Below are 20,205 nucleotides of genomic sequence, written 5' to 3'. Positions count from 1 at the left end.
TTATCCCAGCCGGGCGCGGTGGCGTGCCACCTGCGCGCGCACCTGGGCCGGTGCGGTGCCGCCGAGGATGTCGCGGGCGTTGAGCGAGCCGCGCAAACTCAGCACGTCGTAGACGTCCTTCTCGATGTTCGGGTTGAACTGCTGCAGCACCGCCAGCGGCAGCTCCGACAGGTCGACCTGGTGCGAGATCGCGGCCTTCACCGCATGGGCCACGGTCTCGTGGGCGTCGCGGAAGGGCAGGCCCTTCTTGACCAGGTAGTCGGCCAGGTCGGTGGCGGTGGCGTAGCCGCGCAGCGCGGCCTTTTCCATCGCCTCAGGCTTGACCGTGATGCCGCCGACCATCTCCGCGAAGATGCGCAGCGTGTCCTTGAGCGTGTCGACGGTGTCGAACAGCGGCTCCTTGTCTTCCTGGTTGTCCTTGTTGTAGGCCAGCGGCTGGCCCTTCATCAGCGTGATCAGGCCCATCAGGTGGCCGACCACGCGGCCGGTCTTGCCGCGCGCCAGCTCGGGCACGTCGGGGTTCTTCTTCTGCGGCATGATCGACGAGCCGGTGCAGAAGCGGTCGGCGATGTCGATGAAGCCGAAGCTCTGGCTCATCCAGAGCACCAGCTCCTCGCTCAGCCGGCTGATGTGGACCATCGCCAGCGAAGCGGCGGCGGTGAACTCGATCGCGAAGTCGCGGTCGCTCACCGCGTCCAGGCTGTTCTGGCAGACGCCGTCCATGCCCAGCGCGCGCGCCACGGCCTCGCGGTCCAGCGGGTAGCTGGTGCCGGCCAGCGCGGCGGCGCCCAGCGGAAGCCGGTTCACGCGCTTGCGCACGTCGAGCAGGCGCTCGGCGTCGCGGCTGAACATCTCGACATAGGCCAGCATGTGGTGGCCGAAGCTCACCGGCTGGGCCACCTGCAGGTGGGTGAAGCCCGGCAGGATCACTTCCACGTTCTTGTCGGCCAGCTCGACCAGCGCCTTCTGCAGCGCGACCAGCAGCTCGCCGATCAGGTCGATCTCGCCGCGCAGCCAGAGCCGCACGTCGGTCGCGACCTGGTCGTTGCGGCTGCGGCCGGTGTGCAGGCGCTTGCCGGCATCGCCCACCAGTTGCGTGAGGCGGGCCTCGATGTTGAGGTGCACGTCCTCGAGGTCGAGTTTCCAGTCGAAGGCGCCGGATTCGATCTCGGCGCGGATCTGCGCCATCCCACCCTGGATCGAGGCCAGGTCCTGCGCGCCGATGATCTTCTGGGCGGCGAGCATGCCGGCATGCGCCAGCGAGCCCTCGATGTCCGCCTGCCAGAGTCGCTTGTCGAAGAACACGCTGGCCGTGTAGCGCTTCACCAGATCGCTCATGGGTTCGGAGAACAGGGCCGACCAGGCTTCGGATTTCTTGTCGAGTTGGTTTTGGGTCATGGGAGGCCTAGGCAAGGCAATAATGGGTTGATAACCCGATGTGTCTGTGATGCGCAATCCGGCGATTTTATCGGCCACCCCTTCGACACTCGCGCGAACCCCGGCGCGAGGGTCGGCGCGCGTGGCTTCGGGCGGCCTGTTCGACGCCTGCCAGATCGGCGTGGTGCTGCGCGCCGTGCTGCTGGTGGAGGCCGTCGTGGGGGTCGCCACGCTGTTCGTGGGCCGCTCGCCGGCCGACTGGCTGATGCTCGCCGCCACGGTCACCGGCGGTGCGCTGCCCGCCACGCTGCTCTGGCTGGTGCTGGCCTGTGCGCTCAAGAAGCTGCTGGCACGGCTGTCGCGCCCGGCCCAGTATGCGGCCGGCGCGGCGCTCGGTGCGATGGCCGCGCTCTACGGCTGTGCGCTGCTCTGGCTCACCGGCGTGGTGGCGTCCGCGCCCTGGGTCGCCAGCGCGGCGGCCGGCGTCATGTTCGCGGGCCTGATCATGGCCGGGCTGGTGCTGCGCGCCCGTGGCCGCACGCCGGCGGCCACCACCGCGCGGCTGGAAGAACTGCAGGCCCGCATCCGGCCCCACTTCCTGTTCAACACGCTCAACACCGCGATCGCGCTGGTGCGCGAGGAACCGGCCAAGGCCGAGGCCATGCTCGAAGACCTGGCCGAGCTGTTCCGCCGCGCGCTGGCCGATCCGGGCGAATCGGTCACGCTGGCCGACGAGATCGCGCTGGCCGCGCACTACCTGGCGATCGAGCAGGTGCGCTTCGGCGAGCGGCTGGCGGTCCGCTGGGACCTCGATCCGGCCGCCAGCGGCGCGCGGCTGCCCGCGCTGCTGCTGCAGCCGCTGGTCGAGAATGCGGTCAAGCATGGGGTGGAGCCCAGTCCGGAGGGCGCGCAGCTGCGCATCCGCACCGAGCGGCGCGGCGCGCTGGTGGTGATCGAGGTGACCAACAGCCTGCCGCCGCTGCGCTGGGCCGACCAGCCGCTGCCGCGCGGCCACGGCATCGCCTTGGCCAATGTGCGCGACCGGCTGCGCCTGCTGCACGACGTACAGGCCCAGTTCAGCGCCGGACTGGAGCAGAAGAATTACCGTGTGCGCATCGTGGTCCCGCTGGGATCATGATGACGAACCACGGGTTGGAGGGAGGAGAAAAAAATGACGTTGAGAACCCTGATCGTCGATGACGAAGCCCTGGCGCGGTCGCGCCTGCGCACGCTGCTGGGCGACTGTCGCGCGCCCGGCGCGGAAGTGGTGGCCGAGGCCGCGCATGCCGAGCAGGCGCGCGAGCAGGTCGAGCGCATGCCGCTCGACCTGGTGCTGCTCGACATCCACATGCCGGGCATGGATGGCATGGCCTTCGCGCGCAGCCTGCGCGGCCGACCCGACGCGCCGGCCATCGTGTTCGTGACCGCCCACGCGGCCCATGCCGTGACCGCCTTCGAGCTCGATGCGGTCGACTACCTGACCAAGCCGGTGCGCATCGAGCGCCTGCAGCAGGCCTTGCAGAAGGCCGAGCGCCATCTCAAGGAACGGCGCGCGCCGCCGAAGGAGGCGCCAGCGCAGCCGCATCTGCTGATCCAGGACCGGGGCCGGACCGAGCGCGTGCCGCTGGCCGCCGTGCTCTACCTCAAGTCGGAATACAAGTACCTCACGGTGCGAACGGCCGCCCGCAGCCACATCCTTGACGGCTCGCTGGCCGAGTTCGAGGCGCGCTATCCGCAGCACTTCGTGCGCGTGCACCGCAACGCGCTGGTGGCGCGGGCCGCGATCCGCGCGCTGGAGAAATACGACGATGGCGAGGACGCCGAGGGCTGGGCGCTGCGCCTGGAAGGCATCAGCGAACCGGTGGTGGTGTCGCGTCGGCAGTTGGCTTGTGTGCGCGAAGCATTGAAGGAAACACCATGAGTGCCATCCATCCCCCCGAGGGCACGCCGGTCGAGGCGGCGCCCGAGCCCGAGCCTTCGCCTGCCGCCGAGGTCCCCGCGCCGGCGCCGGAAGTGGTGCGCGAAGTCATGCAGGAGGCGGCCCAGGAGGCCCGCGACCGCGTGCTGCTCCACATGCCGGTCGACGTGCGCAGCGCCTCGCTGGTGGTGCTCGCGGTGCTGGCCAGCGTGTTCGCGCTGCACTGGGCCGCGGCGGTCTTCATCCCGCTGATGCTGAGCCTGCTGCTGACCTATGCGCTGGCGCCGGTGGTCAACCGGCTGGTGCGCTGGCATGTGCCGCGCGCGCTGGCCGCGGCCGTCATCCTGCTGGCCATCGGCGGCGCCTTCGGCTGGACCGGCTATTCCCTGTCGGGCAGCGCGGCCCAACTGGTCGATTCGCTACCGGTGGCCGCGCAGAAGCTGCGGCTGGCGATGCTGCGCGGGCCGCGCGACAACGCCAGTGCGCTCGACACGGTGCAGAAGGCCGCAGCCCAGCTCGAGCAGGCCGCGCAGGCCGCGCCGGCCGCGCGCCGCGGCGTGCAGCGGGTGATCGTCGAGCGCCCGCCCTTCAATGTGCGCGACTACCTCTGGAGCGGCACGGTCGGCCTCATGACCGCGGCCGGCCAGCTCACGCTGGTGGCCTTCCTGACCTTCTTCGCGCTGTGCTCGGGCGACACCTTCCGGCGCAAGCTGGTGAAGATCGCAGGCAACAGCCTCAGCAAGAAGCGGGTCACGGTGCATGTGCTGGACGACATCACCGGCCACATCCAGCGCTACCTGCTGGTGCAGATCGCCAGCAGCGCGCTGGTGGGCGTGGCCACCGGCCTGGCCTTCTGGGCCATCGGGCTGGAGAACGCGGCGGTCTGGGGCATCCTCGCGGCGGTCACCAACCTGATCCCCTACGTGGGGTCGGTGATCGTGATGGGCGCCTCGGCGCTGGTGGCCTTCCTGCAGTTCAACGGCGTCGAGATGGCGCTGGGGGTGGGCGGCACCTCGCTGCTGATCCACACGCTGGTGGGCAACCTGCTGGTGCCCTGGCTCACCAGCCGCACCAGCCGCATGAACCCGGTGGCGGTGTTCATCGGCGTGATCTTCTGGGGCTGGCTCTGGGGCATCTGGGGCCTGCTGCTGGGCATCCCGATCATGATGGTCGTGAAGTCCATCTGCGACCGCGTCGAGGACCTGCAACCCATCGGCGAACTGCTCGGTGACTGAAGCGGTGCGCCGCCTGGGCCTCGTGGGCCGAGTGCAGCTGCTGGCGGCCGCGCTGCTGGGCATGGCCGCCGTATCGGCGCAGCCGCGCACGCCGGGCACGGCCGATCTCGACGACGCCTACCGCCACGAGATGCAGGCCGAGCAGCGGGCGCTGGCCGCGCGCATCCGGGTGCTGCCCCCGGATGCGCGCGAACGCAATGCGCGCATCGGGCAGGCGGTGCGCGAGGGCGACCTGGCCCTGGCGCTGCAACGCGCGCAGGAGCTCGATGCGGCCTATCCGGAGCAGGCCGACGTGCAGAACTTCATCGCCTCGCTCCTGGCCCGCGACGGCCAGCTGTTTGACGCGCTGGCCCACATGCAGCGCGCGACGCGGCTGGCGCCCGACAACCGCTGGTTCGCGGTGCGCCAGGTCGGCATCGAGGCCGAACTGGGGCGCCTGGCCGACGCGCTGGCGACGGTCGATGCGCTCATCGTGCGCGCGCCCGGCTGGAGCCTCGCGCACAACCTGCGCGCCGGGCTGCTGAGCGACCTCGGGCGCGAACCCGAAGCACTGGCCGCCTATGGGACGGCCATCGCGGCGCAGCCGCCCAGCGCGCAGATCCTCTGCAATCGCGCCGACCTGCTGGCCCGGACCGGCCGCTCCGCCGACGCGAAGGCCGACTACCGGCGTGCGCTGCTGCTGCAGCCGGGCTATGTGCGCGCCGAAGAGGGGCTCGCCGCGACGCGGTAGGGCGGCACGTCGGGGCCTCGGCGCCGCTGGCCGCCCGGAACGCCGCCTTCGCCTGCCGTCGTCTCGCTGAAACAACAGTTGATTGACGTTTGTGGCTCGGCGCGTGGCGAATGACAAGATTGGTTACACAGAAAACTATAATGAGAATCGTTGTCATTGCGTTTCGCTTTTGAATTGCACCGACACACCGCATGACCCGCGTCGCCGTGCCACGCCGGGCCGCACGATTCTTCCGGCACCGCCGGTTTCCGTTCGCCTTTTTCCCCCTTCCGCTCCCATGCATTCGTTCTCCGGTTCCTCCTCGTCGCGCGCTGAATTCCGTTTCACTCCCACCCCGCTGGCGCGCCTGTTGCGCCATTCCCTGGGCGCCTGCCTGGTGCTGGCCGCCGCGGGTGCCGGCGCGCAGACCACGGACAGCCAGCTCAAGGAAGTGGTGGTCACCGACCAGGCCGAGGCCATCGGCGGCCTGCAGAAGACCTACTCGGGCGGCCAGTTCGCACGCGGCGGCAGCCTGGGCATCCTGGGCATCACCGACCTGATGAACGTGCCCTTCAGCACCACCAACTACACCTCGGAGCTGATCGACAACCAGCAGGCGCTGACCATCGCCGACGTGGTCATGAACGATGCCTCGGTGCGCACGCTCGCCGCCCGCGGCGGCTATGGCGACGACTTCCAGATCCGCGGCTTTTCCGTCGGCTCGCGCGATGTCGGCATGAACGGCCTGTACGGCCTGGCGCCCGCCACCCGCATCCCGCTGGAGATGATCGAGCGCGTGGAAGTGCTCAAGGGTCCCGGCGCGCTGACCCACGGCATCGGACCCAACGCCAGCATCGGCGGCAGCATCAACGTGGTGACCAAGCGCGCCGCCGATGTGCCGCTCACGCGCCTGAGCACCACCTACATGAGCGACGCCCAGTTCGGCACCCACCTGGACGTGGGCCGCCGCTTCGGCGAGGACAACCAGTGGGGCGTGCGCGTGAACGGCGTGTGGCGCAACGGCGAAGGCAACGTCGATGGCGGCCGCCAGCGCCTGGGCCTGGGATCGGTGGGCATCGACTACGCGGGCAGCCGCCTGCGCTGGTCGCTGGACGCGCTCACCACCAGCGGCAAGACCACCGAGTTCCGCCCGCAGATCGCCTTCCGCGGCGGCATCACCCAGGTCCCGGCCGTGCCGGACAACCGCGCCAGCTTCTACCCGGGCGCCGAACTCACGGACAAGGCCAAGACCGTGATGTCGCGCCTCGAGTTCGACATCGACAGCGACACCACCGTCTATGGCGGCGTGGGCTACAGCGACGTCTCGACCGACCAGAACTTCCCGACCGCCGTGACCCGCCCGGTCGACCTGCGCCCCAACACCCAGGGCAACTTCTCGGTCAACAACGGCTACTACGACGAGTACAACAAGACCACGTCGGCCGAGATCGGCCTGCGCACGCGCTTCAAGACCGGCGCCGTCGGCCACTCGCTGGTGCTGGCGGCGAACACCCTGTCGCGCGAGACCGGCTATTTCTACCAGCTGACCACCACGCCCGTGGCGTCGAACCTCTACAACCCGTCGCCGCTGCCGGCGATCAACTTCGCGCGCGGCGAGCCCAGCAAGACGGGTGACCTGGCACTGCACAGCATCGCGGTCGCCGACACGATGTCCTTCCTCAGCGACCGCCTGCTGCTGACATTGGGCCTGCGCGACCAGACCATCAACCAGAAGAGCGTCAACGGTTCCACCGCCTACGACGCCAGCGCCATCACGCCGCTGGTCGGCCTGGTGTTCAAGCCGCAGCAGAACATCTCGGTGTACGGCAACTACACCGCGGGCCTGCAGCAAGGTGGCGTTGCCGGTCCGACGGCCGCCAACCGTGGCGAGGTGTTCGCACCGCAGAAGTCCAAGCAGTACGAAGTCGGCGTCAAGGCCGACTGGGGCACGCTGACCACCCAGGCCGCGCTCTACCAGATCACCCGGCCGAACGCCACCACCGACACCGTCACCCAGATCTACAGCTTCGGCGGCGAGCAGCGCAACCGCGGCCTGGAGCTGACGATGTACGGCGAGGTCCAGCGTGGCCTGCGTGCCATGGCCAGCGCCTCGTTCAACGACGCCAAGCTGACCCGCACGCAAGGCGGCGTGAACCAGGGCAACGACGCCAACGGCGTGCCGGACCGCACCTTCAACGTCGGCCTCGACTGGGACACCCCGTGGGTGCCGGGCCTGAGCCTCAACGGCCGCGTGATCAACACCTCGTCGACCTACTACGACGCCGCCAACCTGCTGCGCATGCCCAGCTGGACACGCCTGGACATCGGCGCGCGCTACGTCACCAAGGTGGCGGGCAAGCCCCTGACCCTGCGCGCCAACCTCGAGAACGTGGCCGACAAGGCCTATTGGGTGACCAGCACCTACGTGACCGTCGGCGCGCCGCGCACGCTGATGCTGTCGGCCGCGATCGACTTCTGAGTCGCGGCATCCCTTCGACCGGCCTCGGGGGAGGCGGTCGAGCTCAGGCCGCGGGGGGGATCGACACCCAGACGGCGCTCGACGCATCGGCCGTTGACGCGTCTCCTATCGTCGCTTGGCGCCAGTCGATCCACGCGCCGGCCGCGAGCGCCACACCCTGCGTGCGCGCATCGCCGTACTGCAGCGTGACCACCCGGCCGTCCAGCCGCAACACCAGCTCGAAGCCCGGCCAGTGCGCCGGCACGCGCGGCGTGATCGACAGCCGGTCGCCGCGCACCACCAGCCCCAGCAGGGTCTCGATCGCGGCGCGGTGCAGCCAGGCGGCCGAACCCGTGTACCAGCTCCAGCCGCCACGGCCCACATAAGGCGCGGCGCCGTAGATGTCGCCGGCCATCACGTAGGGCTCGAGCTCGTAGAGCGGGCCGCGCGTCGCATGGCGCGCGCGGTGCGCCGGGCTCAGGCCCTCGAAGCTCTGCCAGGCGGCCTCGGTGTCGCCCGACAGCGCCTGCGCCATCAGCGCCCATACGGCCGCGTGCGCGTACTGGCCGCCGTTCTCGCGCACGCCCGGCGGGTAGGCCTGGATGTAGCCCGGGTTGTTGGCCGAATGCGCGAGCGGCGGATGCAGCAGCCGCAGCAGGCCCGCGGCGTCGTCGTGCAGCTGGGCCTTCATCGACGCCATTGCGGGTCGCGTGTGGGCCGCATCGGACGCACCCGACAGCACCGACCAGGCCTGTGCGATCAGGTCGATGCGGCACTCGTCGTTGGCCGACGAGCCCAGCGGCGCGCCGTTGTCGAAGAAGGCGCGACGGAACCAGGCGCCGTCCCAGCCTGCGTCGTGCAGCGCGGCGATCCAGCCCTGGCGCGCGGCCAGCCAGCGTTCGGCGCGCGCGTGTTCGTGGCGCGACTGCGCGATCGGCGCATAGCGCTCGACCACGCTGCACAGGAACCACGCGAGCCACACCGATTCGCCGCGGCCCTCGTGGCCGACGCGGTTCATGCCGTCGTTCCAGTCGCCCGTGCCCATCAGCGGCAGGCCGTGCACGCCGACCGCCAGGCTGTGGTCGATGGCGCGCGCGCCATGCTCGTAGACGCTGGCGCTTTCCGCGCTGGTCTGCGGCGCGTAGTACGCGTCTTCCGCGCCTTCGGGGATGGCCGGGCCGTCGATGAAGGGCACGGTGTGTTCGAGCACCGTCGTGTCGCCAGACACCTCCACGTAGTGCGCCACCGCATAGGGCAGCCACAGCAGGTCGTCGGAGAAATGCGTGCGCACGCCGGCGCCGCCGGGCATGTGCCACCAGTGCTGCACGTCACCCTCGGGGAACTGGCGCGCCGCGTTGACGACGATCTGCTCGCGCAGCCGTGCCGGGTCGGTCAGTGCGAAGGCCATCGCGTCCTGCAGCTGGTCGCGGAAGCCGAAGGCGCCGCCGGCCTGGTAGAAGCCGGCCTTCGACCAGAGCCGGCAGACCAGCGTCTGGTAGACCAGCCAGCGGTTGACCATGGCATCGAACAGCGGATCGGGCGTGCGCACCTGCAGCCGGCCCAGCAGCTCGTCCCAGAAGCCGCGCGCCAGCAACAGCGCCTCGGCCACATCGCGCGTCTGCCAGCGGCGTGCCAGTTGCGTGGCGGCCTCGGCATCGTCGGCCTGGCCCAGCATGAAACTGAAGCGCTGGCCCTGGCCGGCCTCGAGCGTGAAGGTGGCGCCGATCGCGGCGCAGGCATCGAGCCCGCTGCCGGCACGTTCGCCCAGCGTGTCGGGCACCTCGATGCCGCCATGGCCGGCGAAGAACTCGCTGCGCTCGCAGGTCCACTGCACCGCGCCCGGCAGGCCGCCGAGCGCGACGAAGGCCGTGCTGCCGCCGAAGCCGGCACTGGACTCGCGCTGCTGGCCGAACACCACGGGCAGGTCCTCGCCCTTCCAGCTGTGCACGGTGCGGCGCTCGCCGCGCGCGGCGCCCATCTGCCACTCGACCATGGCCAGCGCGCGCAGGCGGCGTCGGCCGATGCCCTCGTTGCGCACCTCCACCTGCACCAGCTTCATGCGCTCGTCGCGGTCGGCGAAGAAGGTGGTCTCGAGCACGATGTTGTGGTGCAGGCACTCGAACACGGTGTAGCCCTGGCCATGGCGCACGCGGTGCCGCGCGGCGCTGCCACCGCGGCTCGCGGGCGTGAGCGGCAGCAGTTCGCGCGTGTCCAGGTCCTGCAGCAGGTAGTGCTCGAAGGCCGGGTCCTGCACCGGGTCGTTGGACCAGGGCGTGAGCTGGTGCATGCGGCTGTTGACGGCCCAGGTGTAGCCGGTGCCCGACTCCGAGACCTGGAAGCCGAAGGACGCGTTGGCGATCACGTTGACCCAGGGCTTGGGTGTGCGCCGGTTGAGATCGACCTCGAAGCGGAACTCGCCGCTCTCGGCATCGAAGCCGCCTTGCGGTGCCTGTGCGGCGGCGTCGACCTGCGCCGGCACGGGCGGCAACGCGAGCGGCGTGTGCGGCACCGCGGCGTCGGCCACCGCGGGCACGGCGGCGTCGCGCAACGCACCCACCTGCGCTTCGAGCGAACGGCCGTCGGCGCTGAACACCGCACGGGCCAGCGTCGACAGCGCGGCCTTCTCCGAAGCGGCGACCTCGGCATCGCGCAGCAGGTAGAAGCCGGCCGCATCGTTGCGCGGAAAGCTGTTCTGCGTCTCGTGCGCCACGCGGGCGCGCAGCGCCTCGATCTCGCGCTGCAGCGGCATCAGGTAGGAATTGGGTTCGCCGTTGAGCACCACCAGGTCGCAGGCCACCCCACCGAAGCCCCACCAGGGCTGGGCGCGCAGCAGCGTGTTGACCAGCCCGATGCCGATCATCGAATGGATGTGCACCAGCACGATCGGCTTGTCGCCCGAGATGCCGAAGCGCCAGATCTGCCGCAGGTCGATCTGCCCGCGGTCGCTCATCACGCGCGGCGTGGTGTAGGTGAGGATGGTGGTCAGGTCCTGCAGCGCGCGGGTCTTGACCGGGTCGATCGCGAGGTCGCGCAGCCGCACCTGCGCCAGCGTGGCGGCCATGCGCATCGCGCGCTCGACGTGCATCGGCTGCAGGTAGCGGTCGATGCGCGGCATCAGCGTCTCGAGGTCGAGGTCGGCGCTGGTCGCGAAGGTCAGCCACGCGGTAGCGCCGGCCGCGATGCGCAGCCGCACGCGCAGGCAGGCGATCGGGTCGAGCCCGTTGACCGGTGCGCCGGCCGCGTCGACCGGTTGCGCATCGAGCCGTGGCGTGGCCAGCGTGTGGTTGCGCCCGAGGAAGGCGCGCCGGTCGGCCATGCAGTCGACGCCCAGCACATGGGCGTCGGTGGAGGCGAGGAAGTGCGCCGCCGCCACCACCGCGTCGCCGTGCAGCCGCGGCTTGCGCGACAGCAGCAGCGCGCGCAGTGCAGGTTCCCAGCGCGTCTCGACGAACAGGTTGGCAAAGGCGGGATGGGCCTCGTCGGCCTTGGGGTTCGACAGCACCGGCTCGAAGTAGGAGAGCAACTCGATGGTGCGCGCCTCGGTGCCGGTGTTGTGCAGCGCGACGGTGCGCAACTCGGTGTCGTCCTCTGGGCTGATGAGCACGGTGATGCGCGTCTGCAGCCCGGCTCCGGCGGCCTCGAAATGCGCCTGGTCGGCCAGGAAGCGCGTGCGGTACTGCCAGCCCTTGCCGGGCGCGGGCAGGGAGGTGAGCGAGGTGAGTGCCGGGCTGTGCTCGTCACGCACGTAGAAGAAGGTGCCGTGCCCGTCGCGCAGCGGATCGTCGCGCCAGCGCGTGACGTTGAACGAGCGCCAGCGGCTCACGCCCGCGCCGCTGGCGCGCAGCGCCACGGTGTAGCGACCGTTCGACAGCAGGTGCGTCGGCTGGAAACCCGGCAGCATCGGGTCGACCAGGCGCGGCTGGTGGGCCGGCGCCGCGTCGGCCACGCTGGGCTCGGGAGGCGGACGCGGGTCGGCGCTGCCGATGATCTGGCGCGGCGTGCGTTCGTGCAGCAGTGCCACATGCGCCTGCACCAGCGGCGCGCTGCCGAACCAGCGCTGGGGCGCGCCGTCGCGCAGCACGTTGCACAGTGCCACCAGCGACATGCCCTGGTGGTGTGCCATGAAGTTGCGCACCACGGTCAGCGGCTCGCCCTCGGGCTGGCGCGACAGCGTGAAGTCGACGGCATCGAAGAAGCCGAAGTCGCCGCGCGCGCCCATCGCCTCGAGCCGGCGCAGGTTGGCCACCGCGTCGCCCGGCGTGACCTGCGCGGCCATCGCGCTGGCATAGGGCGCGACCACGCGGTCGGTCGGCGGCGTGCGGCGCAGCGCGAGCCGCGGCACGCCGAAGGGCGAGTACTGGTAGGCCAGCGAATGGTCGCGTGCGAAGTAGGCCGACTCGGACACGCCCCAGGGCAGGCCCTGCGCCTTGCCGAAGGCCTGCTGCTCGCGCACCGCCGCGAGGTTGGCCACCTGCAGCAGGCCGTCGTCGGGCTCGGCCATCACCAGCGCGGGCATCAGGTACTCGAACATCGAGCCCGACCAGGACTTCAGGCCCGATTGCGCGCCCACCGACAGGAAGGGCCGGCCGAGCGCCATCCAGTGGCGGCGCGGCACATCGCCCTTGGCGATGGCGAGGAAGCTCAGCAACCGAGACTCGGAGGCCAGCAGGTCGTAGTAGCTGGCATCGAGCACGTCGTCGTCGACCCGCAGGCCGATGTGGAACAGGTGGCGCTTGGGGTCGTAGAGACCGCGGAAGTCCATGCCGTGGCACAGCACCTCGCAGCGTGCGGCGAGGCCCTGCAGCGCCGTGCGCGAGGGGTCGTCGGCGAGCGATGCGAACGTGCGGCAGGCCTGCGCCACCGCGAGCAGGTGGCCGGCCAGGTTGCCGCTGTCCACGCTCGACACGTAGGCCGGCTGCAGCGTCGCCAGCGTCTGCGTGTCGTACCAGTTGTAGAGGTGGCCGCGGTGCTTGGCCAGCCGGTCCACGCTGTCCAGCGTCGCACCCAGGCGGTTGGCCAGCGCGGCGTCGTCGATCCAGCCGAAGTCGCGCGCGCAGCAGCTCGCCAGCAGGTACATGCCGATGTTGGTGGGCGAGGTGCGGTGCGCGGTCGTCGTCTCGGGCTCGAGCTGCAGGTTGTCGGGCGGCAGGTGGTTGTCCTCGGCGCCCACCGCATGTTCGAAGAAGCGCCAGGTGTCGCGCGCCAGCGTGTCGAGGTAGGCGCGCTGGTCGGCCGGCAGTGCCGCGCCGGCGCTGTCCGGCACGCGGCTGGCCCACCAGGCGGCCAGCGGCGCGAGCGCCCACAGGCCGAACAGCAGCACGCCTGCCAGCGGGTGCGGGCTCCACAGCGCCGCGACGGCCAGCACCAGGCACAGCAGGCTCAGCGGCGCCGAAGCGCGCACGAAGGCCCACAGGCCATAGCGCGCCTGGGCCTGCGCCTGGGCGGCGGTGGTCCATTCGAGCAGCCGGCGGCGGCTCACGGTCAGGCGCCAGACCGCGCGCAGCGTGGCATCGAGCAGCAGGCGGGTCTGCGTGGCCAGCTGGCTGAACTGCCACAGCGCGCCGGTGAGCGCCCGCACGAGCTCGGTGAAACCGACGTCGAAGAAATGGCGCAGCTCGATCGAGCGCCGCGTCGGCACCAGGCCGGCCAGCGCGCCCAGCAGCGGCCCGAAGGCCAGCGCCGCCACCACGGCCGCGAAGGCCCAGCGCAGCGGCATCGCCTGGCTGAAGACCGCCAGCACGAGCAGCGCGGTCGAGGCCGGCAGTACCAGCGCGCGGCGCAGGTTGTCGCTCATCTTCCAGAGGCCCAGCGCGTCGATGCCGAAGCGGCGCGCGCGCAGCATCAGCGGCAGCAGCTGCCAGTCGCCGCGGGTCCAGCGGTGGCTGCGCGAGGCGGCCACGCCCGCATGGTGCGGATGGTCCTCGATCAGCACCAGATCGCTCACGACCGCGCAGCGCGCCACCGCGCCTTCGAGCAGGTCGTGGCTCAGCACCGCGCCGTCGGGAAGGCGGCGGTCGAGCGTGGCGTGCACCGCACGCACGTCGAGCAGGCCCTTTCCGGTGAAGGAGCCACTGCCGAACAGGTCCTGGTAGATGTCGGAGGCACCGCTGCTGTAGGGGTCGATGCCGCACTGGCCGGCGAACATCCAGTGGAAGGCCGAGCGCTCCTCGCGCGTGGGCAGGGGCGTGACCACGCGTGGCTGCAGGATGCCGAAGCCCGCGACCACGCGCCGGCCGCCGGCATCGAGTTGCGGTGCATTGAGCGGATGGGCCGCGATGGCCACCAGTTCGCGCAGCATGCCCGGCGGCAGGCCGGTGTCGCTGTCGAGCGTGAGCACATAGGGAATGGGCGCGGCCAGCCGCAGCCCGGGTGCGAGCGGCAGGAAACCGCTGGCATCGCCGGCGGCCAGCAGGCGCAGCAACATCTCGAGCTTGCCGCGCTTGCGCTCCCAGCCGATCCAGCGCTGTTCGGTCTCGCACCAGCTGCGCGGCCGGTGCAGCAGCAGGAAGCGTGGCACGGCACCCTCGGCGGCGGGGTGCAAGGCATTGAGCGCGGCGATGCGTTGGAGCGCGTCGGCCAGCAGCGCATCGTCGCCGGGCTGCACGGCCTGCACCGCATCGGCCCAGTCGGTGAGCAGCGCAAACTGCGCATAGGGCTCGCGATTGGCCAGCCAGTGCAGTTCGAGGCGCTGCACCAGCTGGGCATTGGACTCGGTCGAACTCAGCAGCGTGGGGATCACGACGAGCACGCGGTGCGCGGCCGGGATGCCGGTGGCGAAGTCCAGCCGCGGCAGGGCCTGCACACGCACCGATTCCGCGACGATGCGATGCAGCAGCGCGATCACGACCTCCGACAGCGGCCAGGCCATCAGCAGCAGCGCGACGATCGCGGCCACGCCGAGATCGTCGGGCCCGATGCGGTGCAGGCCATGCACAACCAGCGCCAGCAGCAGGGCGGTCCCGAGCGCGATGCAGCCCAGGTAGAGCGGCAGCCGCCAGTGGCGTTCCGCCCGGGGCCGTGCGCCCGCGGCATGGCGTGGCGGCTGGCCCGGTCCTGCGGAGGCGAGTGCCGCCATCAGCGCGGGTCGGCCCAGACCGAAGAGGTGGTAGCCCGCGGTGCGCTCCACGCCGGAGCGCTGGCCCTTGGCCACGGGCGTCTTGCGCGCCAGCTTCAGCACGGCTTCGGCCACCTGGCGCTCGGTGCGTGCGCTGGTGCGCGCGACCTGTTCCATCGCATGCGTGATCTGCTGGCGCGTGAGTTCGCTCTCGGCCGCGAAGCTGGGCAGTTCGCGCAGCACGCGCAGCGAGCGGCTCACGGGTTCGATCAGGTCGACCCAGTCGACCTGGCCGATCATGCGCAGCGTGGTGATGATGTTGCCGACCGTGAGGTTGGCGGCGGCCTGGGCCGTCTGCGCCTGGTCGATCAGCAGCGGCCCGTTGGGGCAGTTGGTTTCGGTCCAGGCGACGAGCGCCGGCGGCCGTGCGCCGCGCTCGACGGGCAGCCGCTGCCACAGCTGCATGCAGTAGCTCGCCTGCAGGCCACGTTCGCAGACCGCAGCGTAGAGCAGGTCGAGCTGCGCCGTCGACAGCGTGTCGGCCGCATCCCAGACCGCGTGCGCCAACTCGCGCGCCACCTTGTTCTCGGCGATGCTCTCGGCCACGCGGCGCAGGTTTTCCAGCAGCACCACGCGCAGCGTCGTGGGCAGCGCCCACAGTTCACCCAGCGTGAGTTCGTCGATGTCCTGGTAGGCATCGAGGAAGGCGGTGAACAGCTCCTTGTTGAGCACGCTGTCGGTGTGGGCCACGTAGGCCCAGGCAATGCCGTAGACGCGTGGCAGGCCGGCCAGCGGCGCATCGGCCAGCTTGGGCAGGCGCGCGTAGTAGCTGCGCGGCACGCCTTCGCGGATCTGCTGCAGCTGGGCCTCGACCAGATGGAAGTTGTCGAGCAGCCATTCGGCCGCGGGCGAGACGTAGCGCCCGCTCTGCGAGATCAGCGCGATGTAGTCGAAGGCACTGCGCAGCGAGGCCAGGTTCTCGTCGACGCGTGGAAAGAAGGGCGCGCCCACGCGCGCGGCATCGGCCGTCTGCACTCCTTGCGCGCGGGCCAAGCTGCGCCCATGCTGCTTGAAGCGCTGGTTGCCGAAGAGTTCGGCCCGGATGGGGGGCTGGACCGGTGCGTGCGGTCTTTGGAGGAGGTGGGTGGCGTAGGTGCTGAGCGTGGCGAGGCGGGCGATCACCGCGGCGGCGGTCACCGATCAGGCTGCGACAGCGAATCCGATACCGAGGACGACCGCCACGCAGGCGAGGGTGACGATGCGCCCGGCGGCCATCGCGCGAACGTGCTGCAGATGGCCTCGCACCGCGGACCAGCGACCCTGTGCCCGCGCGCACTGATGCATGTGGGACGCCAGCGCGTCCACGTCGGTGCGGACGAAGTCGATCTTCGACGGGGCGAGGGAGTGCGGGTAAGACATGACACGGTTTCCTGTGAGGACGTTGTTTCAACCACCGCGCGAGAGAGAGCGAAAGCCACTGACGTAGGGGACAGGGTACTCCCTATGTCAAGCCCGCCGCATCGCGGTGACTTTCGACACCGTGTGTAGGAGACGGCCCACATGCCCTGCACGCGGACCGTCGTGGCATGTCAGCCGGTGTTGCGCAGCCCCGCGGCCACGCCGTTGATCGAGATGTGGATGCCGCGCTGCAGCCGCTCGCCGCCTTCGCCCGCGCGGTAGCGCCGCATCAGTTCGACCTGCAGGTGGTGCAGCGGGTCGATGTAGGGGAAACGATGGCGCACCGAGCGCTGCATCTCGGCATTGCCTTCGAGCCGCTGCTTGGCGCCGGTGATCAGCGTGAGCGCGTCCGAGGTGCGATGCCACTCGGCCTCGATCATGCCGAACACCTTCTGGCGCAGCTTGCGGTCGGCCACCAGCTCCGAGTAGCGCGAGGCCAGTGCCAGGTCGCTCTTGGCCAGCACCATGTCCATGTTCGACAGCAGCGTGCGGAAGAAGGGCCACTGCACGTACATGCGCTGCAGCAGCGCCTGGCGTTCCTTCTTGGCCGCGGCGTTGGGCGCGCCGGCGACGAACTGCTCGATCGCCGAGCCGAAGCCGTACCAGCCCGGCAGCGTGAGCCGGCACTGGCCCCAGCTGAAGCTCCAGGGCACGGCGCGCAGGTCCTCGATGCTGCGGCTGGGGTTGCGCGACGCGGGCCGCGAACCGATGTTGAGCTCGGCGATCTCGCGGATCGGCGTGGCGCTGAAGAAGTAGTCGCCGAAGCCCGGGGTCTCGTACACCAGCTTGCGGTAGGCCGCCATGCTGGCGGCCGAGAGTTCGGCGGCCGCGCCCAGGAAGGCCGCGGGCGCGGCCTTGCCGGCCGGCAGCAGCGTGGCTTCCAGCGTGGCGGCGACCAGCGTCTCGAGGTTGCGCCGGCCGATCTCGCGGTTGGCGTACTTGGAGCCGATGACTTCGCCCTGTTCGGTCAGCCGGATCTGGCCGCGCACCGTGCCCGGCGGCTGCGCGAGGATGGCCTGGTAGCTGGGGCCGCCGCCGCGGCCCACCGTGCCGCCGCGGCCATGGAACATGCGCAGGCGGATCGGCGTGACGGCGTTCTTCTTGCTGCCCGCGGCCGGCGCGTTGAGTTCGTCGAACAGCGCCACCAGCGCGAGGCCCGTGCGGTAGAGCTCCCAGTTGCTGGTGAAGATGCCGCCGTCCTTGTTGCTGTCGCTGTAGCCCAGCATCACGTCCTGCAGCGCGCCCGAGCGCTGGATCAGCGCCTTGATGCCCGGCAGCGCATAGAAGGCCCGCATGATCGGCGCGGCGTTGCGCAGGTCCTCGATGGTCTCGAACAGCGGCACCACGATCAGGTCGTGCACCGCGCTGTCGTCCAGCGTGCCGCGCAGCAGGCCCACTTCCTTCTGCAGCAGCAGCGCCTCCAGCAGGTCGCTGACGGTCTCGGTGTGGCTGATGATGTAGTGGCGGATCGCGGCGGCACCGTAGCGCGCCCGCGAGGCGCGCGCCGCGGTGAAGATCGCAAGCTCGCTGTGCGTGAGCGGCGCGTACTGCGCATCGGGCACGCGCAGCGGGCGCGCCTCGTTGAGCAGGCGCAGCAGCAGCGTCTGCTTGGCGTCCTCGGCCAGCGCCGCGTAGTCGGGTTCGATGCGCGCCTGCGCGAGCAGGTCGGCCACCACGGCCTCGTGCTTGTCCGAGCTCTGGCGCAGGTCGACCGTGGCCAGGTGGAAGCCGAACACCTCGACCGCGCGGACCAGCGGGCCCAGGCGTTGCGCGATCAGCGCGGCACCGTGCTTGTCGGTCAGCGACTCGGCGATGGTGCGCAGGTCGGCCAGGAAGGCCTCGGCGTGGGGGTAGGGGTTCTGCGGCGCGACCGCATGGCGCGCGGCCTCGCCGCCGGTCAGTTCGCGCAGCGTGGCCGCCAGGCGCGCATAGACGCCGGTCAGCGCGCGCCGGTAGGGCTCGTCGATGCGGTGCTCGCTGGCATCGGGCGAGCTTTCGGCCAGCGCCTGCATCTCGACCGACACGTCGACCAGCGTGGCCGACAGCGACAGCTCGCCGCCCAGGTAGTGGACCTCGGTCAGGTAGTGGCGCAGCACCAGCTCCGACTGGCGGCGCAGCGCGTATTCGAGCGTCTCGGCCGTCACGTTGGGATTGCCGTCGCGGTCCCCGCCGATCCACTGGCCCATGCGCAGGAAGGGCGCGATGCCGTCGTGGCCCAGCGCGCGTTCGAGCTCGGCATAGACGCGCGGAATCTCGCGCAGGAAGGTCGCTTCGTAATAGCTCAGCGCGTTCTCGATCTCGTCGGCCACCGTGAGCTTGGAGAAGCGCAGCAGGCGGGTCTGCCAGAGCTGCGTGACGCGGATGCGGATCTGGCTCTCGTTCTCGGCGTACTCGCGCGGCGAGAGCGCGTCCTTCTTGCCCGCGAAGGCCTGCTGGCGCCAGCCGATCTCGTCGCGCGCGGTCAGCAACTGCGCGATCGCGCGCTCGGCATCCAGGATGCTCTTGCGCTGCACTTCGGTCGGGTGCGCGGTCAGCACCGGCGAGACATAGCTCTGGGCCAGCGACTCGACCACCGCGGCCGGCGACACGCCCGCCTTGCGGATGCGCGCCAGCGCGGTCTCGAGGCTGCCGTCGGGGCTCTCGCCCGCGCGGTCTTCCTCGGCGCGGCGGCGGATCTGGTGCCGGTCCTCGGCCAGGTTGGCCAGGTGGCTGAAGTAGGTGAAGGCACGGATCACGCGCACCGTCTCGGCCGCGCTCAGGCCCTTGAGCAGGTTCTTCAGCGCGCGGTCGGCGGCCTGGTCGGCATCGCGCCGGAACGAGACCGACAGCGTGCGGACCTTCTCCACCAGCTCGTAGGTCTCCTTGCCTTCCTGTTCGCGAATGACGTCGCCAAGAATTCGTCCCAGCAGCCGGATGTCGTCGATCAGTGGCTGGTCTTCACTGCGTGCGCGTCGGGGTGCGGGGGCCGGCGCTTTCTTGCCTGTCGTCATTCGCGTTTTCTCCTCGGTGGAACGGGTAGGCCGACAGCGTTGCTGCGGCGCAACATGCTAGCATCCCGCAGGTCATCTTCATCACTGGATATCGGCTTTGAGCAACATCGTGATCGCGACGCGCGAAAGCCGTCTGGCCCTCTGGCAGGCTGAACATGTTCAGGCCCTGCTGCAAGAACGAGGCCACACCGTCAGCCTGCTCGGCATGACCACCCGCGGCGACCAGATCCTCGACCGCTCGCTGAGCAAGGTCGGCGGCAAGGGACTGTTCGTCAAGGAACTCGAACTCGCGCTCGAGGAAGGGCGCGCCGACATCGCCGTCCATTCGCTCAAGGACGTGCCGATGGACCTGCCCGAGGGCTTCGCGCTGGCCTGCGTGCTCGAGCGCGAGGACCCGCGCGACGCCTTCGTCTCGCCGCGCTACGCCACGCTCGACGAACTGCCGCAGGGCGCGGTGGTCGGCACCTCCAGCCTGCGCCGCGTGGTGCTGCTGCGCGCGCTGCGGCCCGACCTGCGCATCGAACCGCTGCGCGGCAACCTCGACACCCGGTTGCGCAAGCTCGACGAAGGCCACTACGACGCGATCATCCTCGCGGCCGCCGGCCTGATGCGGCTGGGCCTGGCCGAGCGCATCCGCACCGCCTTCGCGCCCGAGACCATGCTGCCGGCCGCGGGGCAGGGCGCCTTGGGCATCGAGATCCGTGCCGACCGCACCGACCTGCTCGAACTGCTGGCACCGCTGGCGCACCGCCGCGACGCTCTGGCCACGGCCGCCGAGCGCGCCGTGAGCCGCACCATGGGCGGCAGCTGCTCGATGCCGCTGGCCGCGCATGCGCGCTGGCAGCCCGACGGCCGGCTGCGCATCGAAGCCGCCTGGGGCGATGCCGAAGGGTCGGGCGCCCTGCTGCAGACCGAAGCGACCGGCACCGCCGAAGACCCGGCCCAGGCCGAGGCGCTGGGCGTGGCGGTGGCCGAACAGCTGCGTGCCGCCGGCGCGCGCTAGCCG

At 70.7% G+C, this 20,205-nt stretch carries 10 protein-coding genes; 6 read left to right on the top strand and 4 right to left on the bottom strand.

Translation table 11 applies throughout. The features are described from left to right. Positions 1-1,398 (bottom strand): argininosuccinate lyase, encoded by a 1,398-nt coding sequence (argH, locus tag K0H49_RS06280; protein ID WP_219210362.1) that lies wholly within the window; start codon positions 1,396-1,398, stop codon positions 1-3. A 49-nt stretch (positions 1,399-1,447) separates the two neighbouring features. Between argH and K0H49_RS06275 the strand changes: the two genes are divergently transcribed. The 5 genes from K0H49_RS06275 to K0H49_RS06255 all read left to right on the top strand — a co-directional run bounded on the left by K0H49_RS06275 (position 1,448) and on the right by K0H49_RS06255 (position 7,718). Continuing rightward, positions 1,448-2,515, top strand: coding sequence for a sensor histidine kinase (locus K0H49_RS06275; RefSeq protein WP_219210360.1), 1,068 nt, complete (start codon positions 1,448-1,450; stop codon positions 2,513-2,515). Between the two features lie 33 nt (positions 2,516-2,548). Next, on the top strand, positions 2,549-3,298 hold the full coding sequence (locus K0H49_RS06270) for a LytR/AlgR family response regulator transcription factor (RefSeq protein ID WP_219210358.1): 750 nt from the start codon (positions 2,549-2,551) through the stop codon (positions 3,296-3,298). Continuing rightward, on the top strand, positions 3,295-4,530 hold the full coding sequence (locus K0H49_RS06265) for an AI-2E family transporter (RefSeq protein ID WP_219210356.1): 1,236 nt from the start codon (positions 3,295-3,297) through the stop codon (positions 4,528-4,530). The genes K0H49_RS06270 and K0H49_RS06265 overlap by 4 nt, the downstream gene beginning before the upstream one ends. Then, positions 4,523-5,260 carry a tetratricopeptide repeat protein gene (locus tag K0H49_RS30895; protein WP_219210354.1) on the top strand — a complete coding sequence of 246 codons (738 nt, stop codon included), beginning with the start codon at positions 4,523-4,525 and terminating at the stop codon, positions 5,258-5,260. The genes K0H49_RS06265 and K0H49_RS30895 overlap by 8 nt, the downstream gene beginning before the upstream one ends. 277 nt (positions 5,261-5,537) lie before the next feature. Next, a complete protein-coding gene (locus tag K0H49_RS06255) occupies positions 5,538-7,718 on the top strand; it encodes a TonB-dependent receptor (protein ID WP_219210352.1) in 2,181 nt (726 codons plus the stop codon). A 43-nt stretch (positions 7,719-7,761) separates the two neighbouring features. Here the strand turns inward: K0H49_RS06255 and K0H49_RS30950 are convergent, their stop codons facing one another. The 3 genes from K0H49_RS30950 to ppc all read right to left on the bottom strand — a co-directional run bounded on the left by K0H49_RS30950 (position 7,762) and on the right by ppc (position 19,199). Continuing rightward, positions 7,762-15,948, bottom strand: a complete 8,187-nt coding sequence (locus K0H49_RS30950; protein ID WP_219210350.1) for a GH36-type glycosyl hydrolase domain-containing protein — start codon at positions 15,946-15,948, stop codon at positions 7,762-7,764. Positions 15,949-15,951: 3 nt separating this feature from the next. Continuing rightward, positions 15,952-16,170 carry a hypothetical protein gene (locus K0H49_RS06245; protein WP_219210349.1) on the bottom strand — a complete coding sequence of 73 codons (219 nt, stop codon included), beginning with the start codon at positions 16,168-16,170 and terminating at the stop codon, positions 15,952-15,954. A gap of 170 nt (positions 16,171-16,340) precedes the next feature. Next, positions 16,341-19,199, bottom strand: a complete 2,859-nt coding sequence (gene ppc, locus K0H49_RS06240; RefSeq protein WP_219210347.1) for a phosphoenolpyruvate carboxylase — start codon at positions 19,197-19,199, stop codon at positions 16,341-16,343. Positions 19,200-19,296: 97 nt separating this feature from the next. On the opposite strand from ppc, the gene hemC reads away from it, so the two are divergent. After that, positions 19,297-20,202, top strand: coding sequence for a hydroxymethylbilane synthase (hemC, locus tag K0H49_RS06235; RefSeq protein ID WP_219210346.1), 906 nt, complete (start codon positions 19,297-19,299; stop codon positions 20,200-20,202). Positions 20,203-20,205 lie beyond the last annotated feature (3 nt).

Source organism: Variovorax boronicumulans (genome assembly GCF_019352895.1).
GTDB classification, from domain to species: Bacteria; Pseudomonadota; Gammaproteobacteria; order Burkholderiales; family Burkholderiaceae_C; genus Variovorax; species Variovorax boronicumulans_A.
The sequence above is the reverse complement of the archived record's forward strand: the minus strand, read 5'-3'. Positions and strand labels throughout refer to the sequence as shown.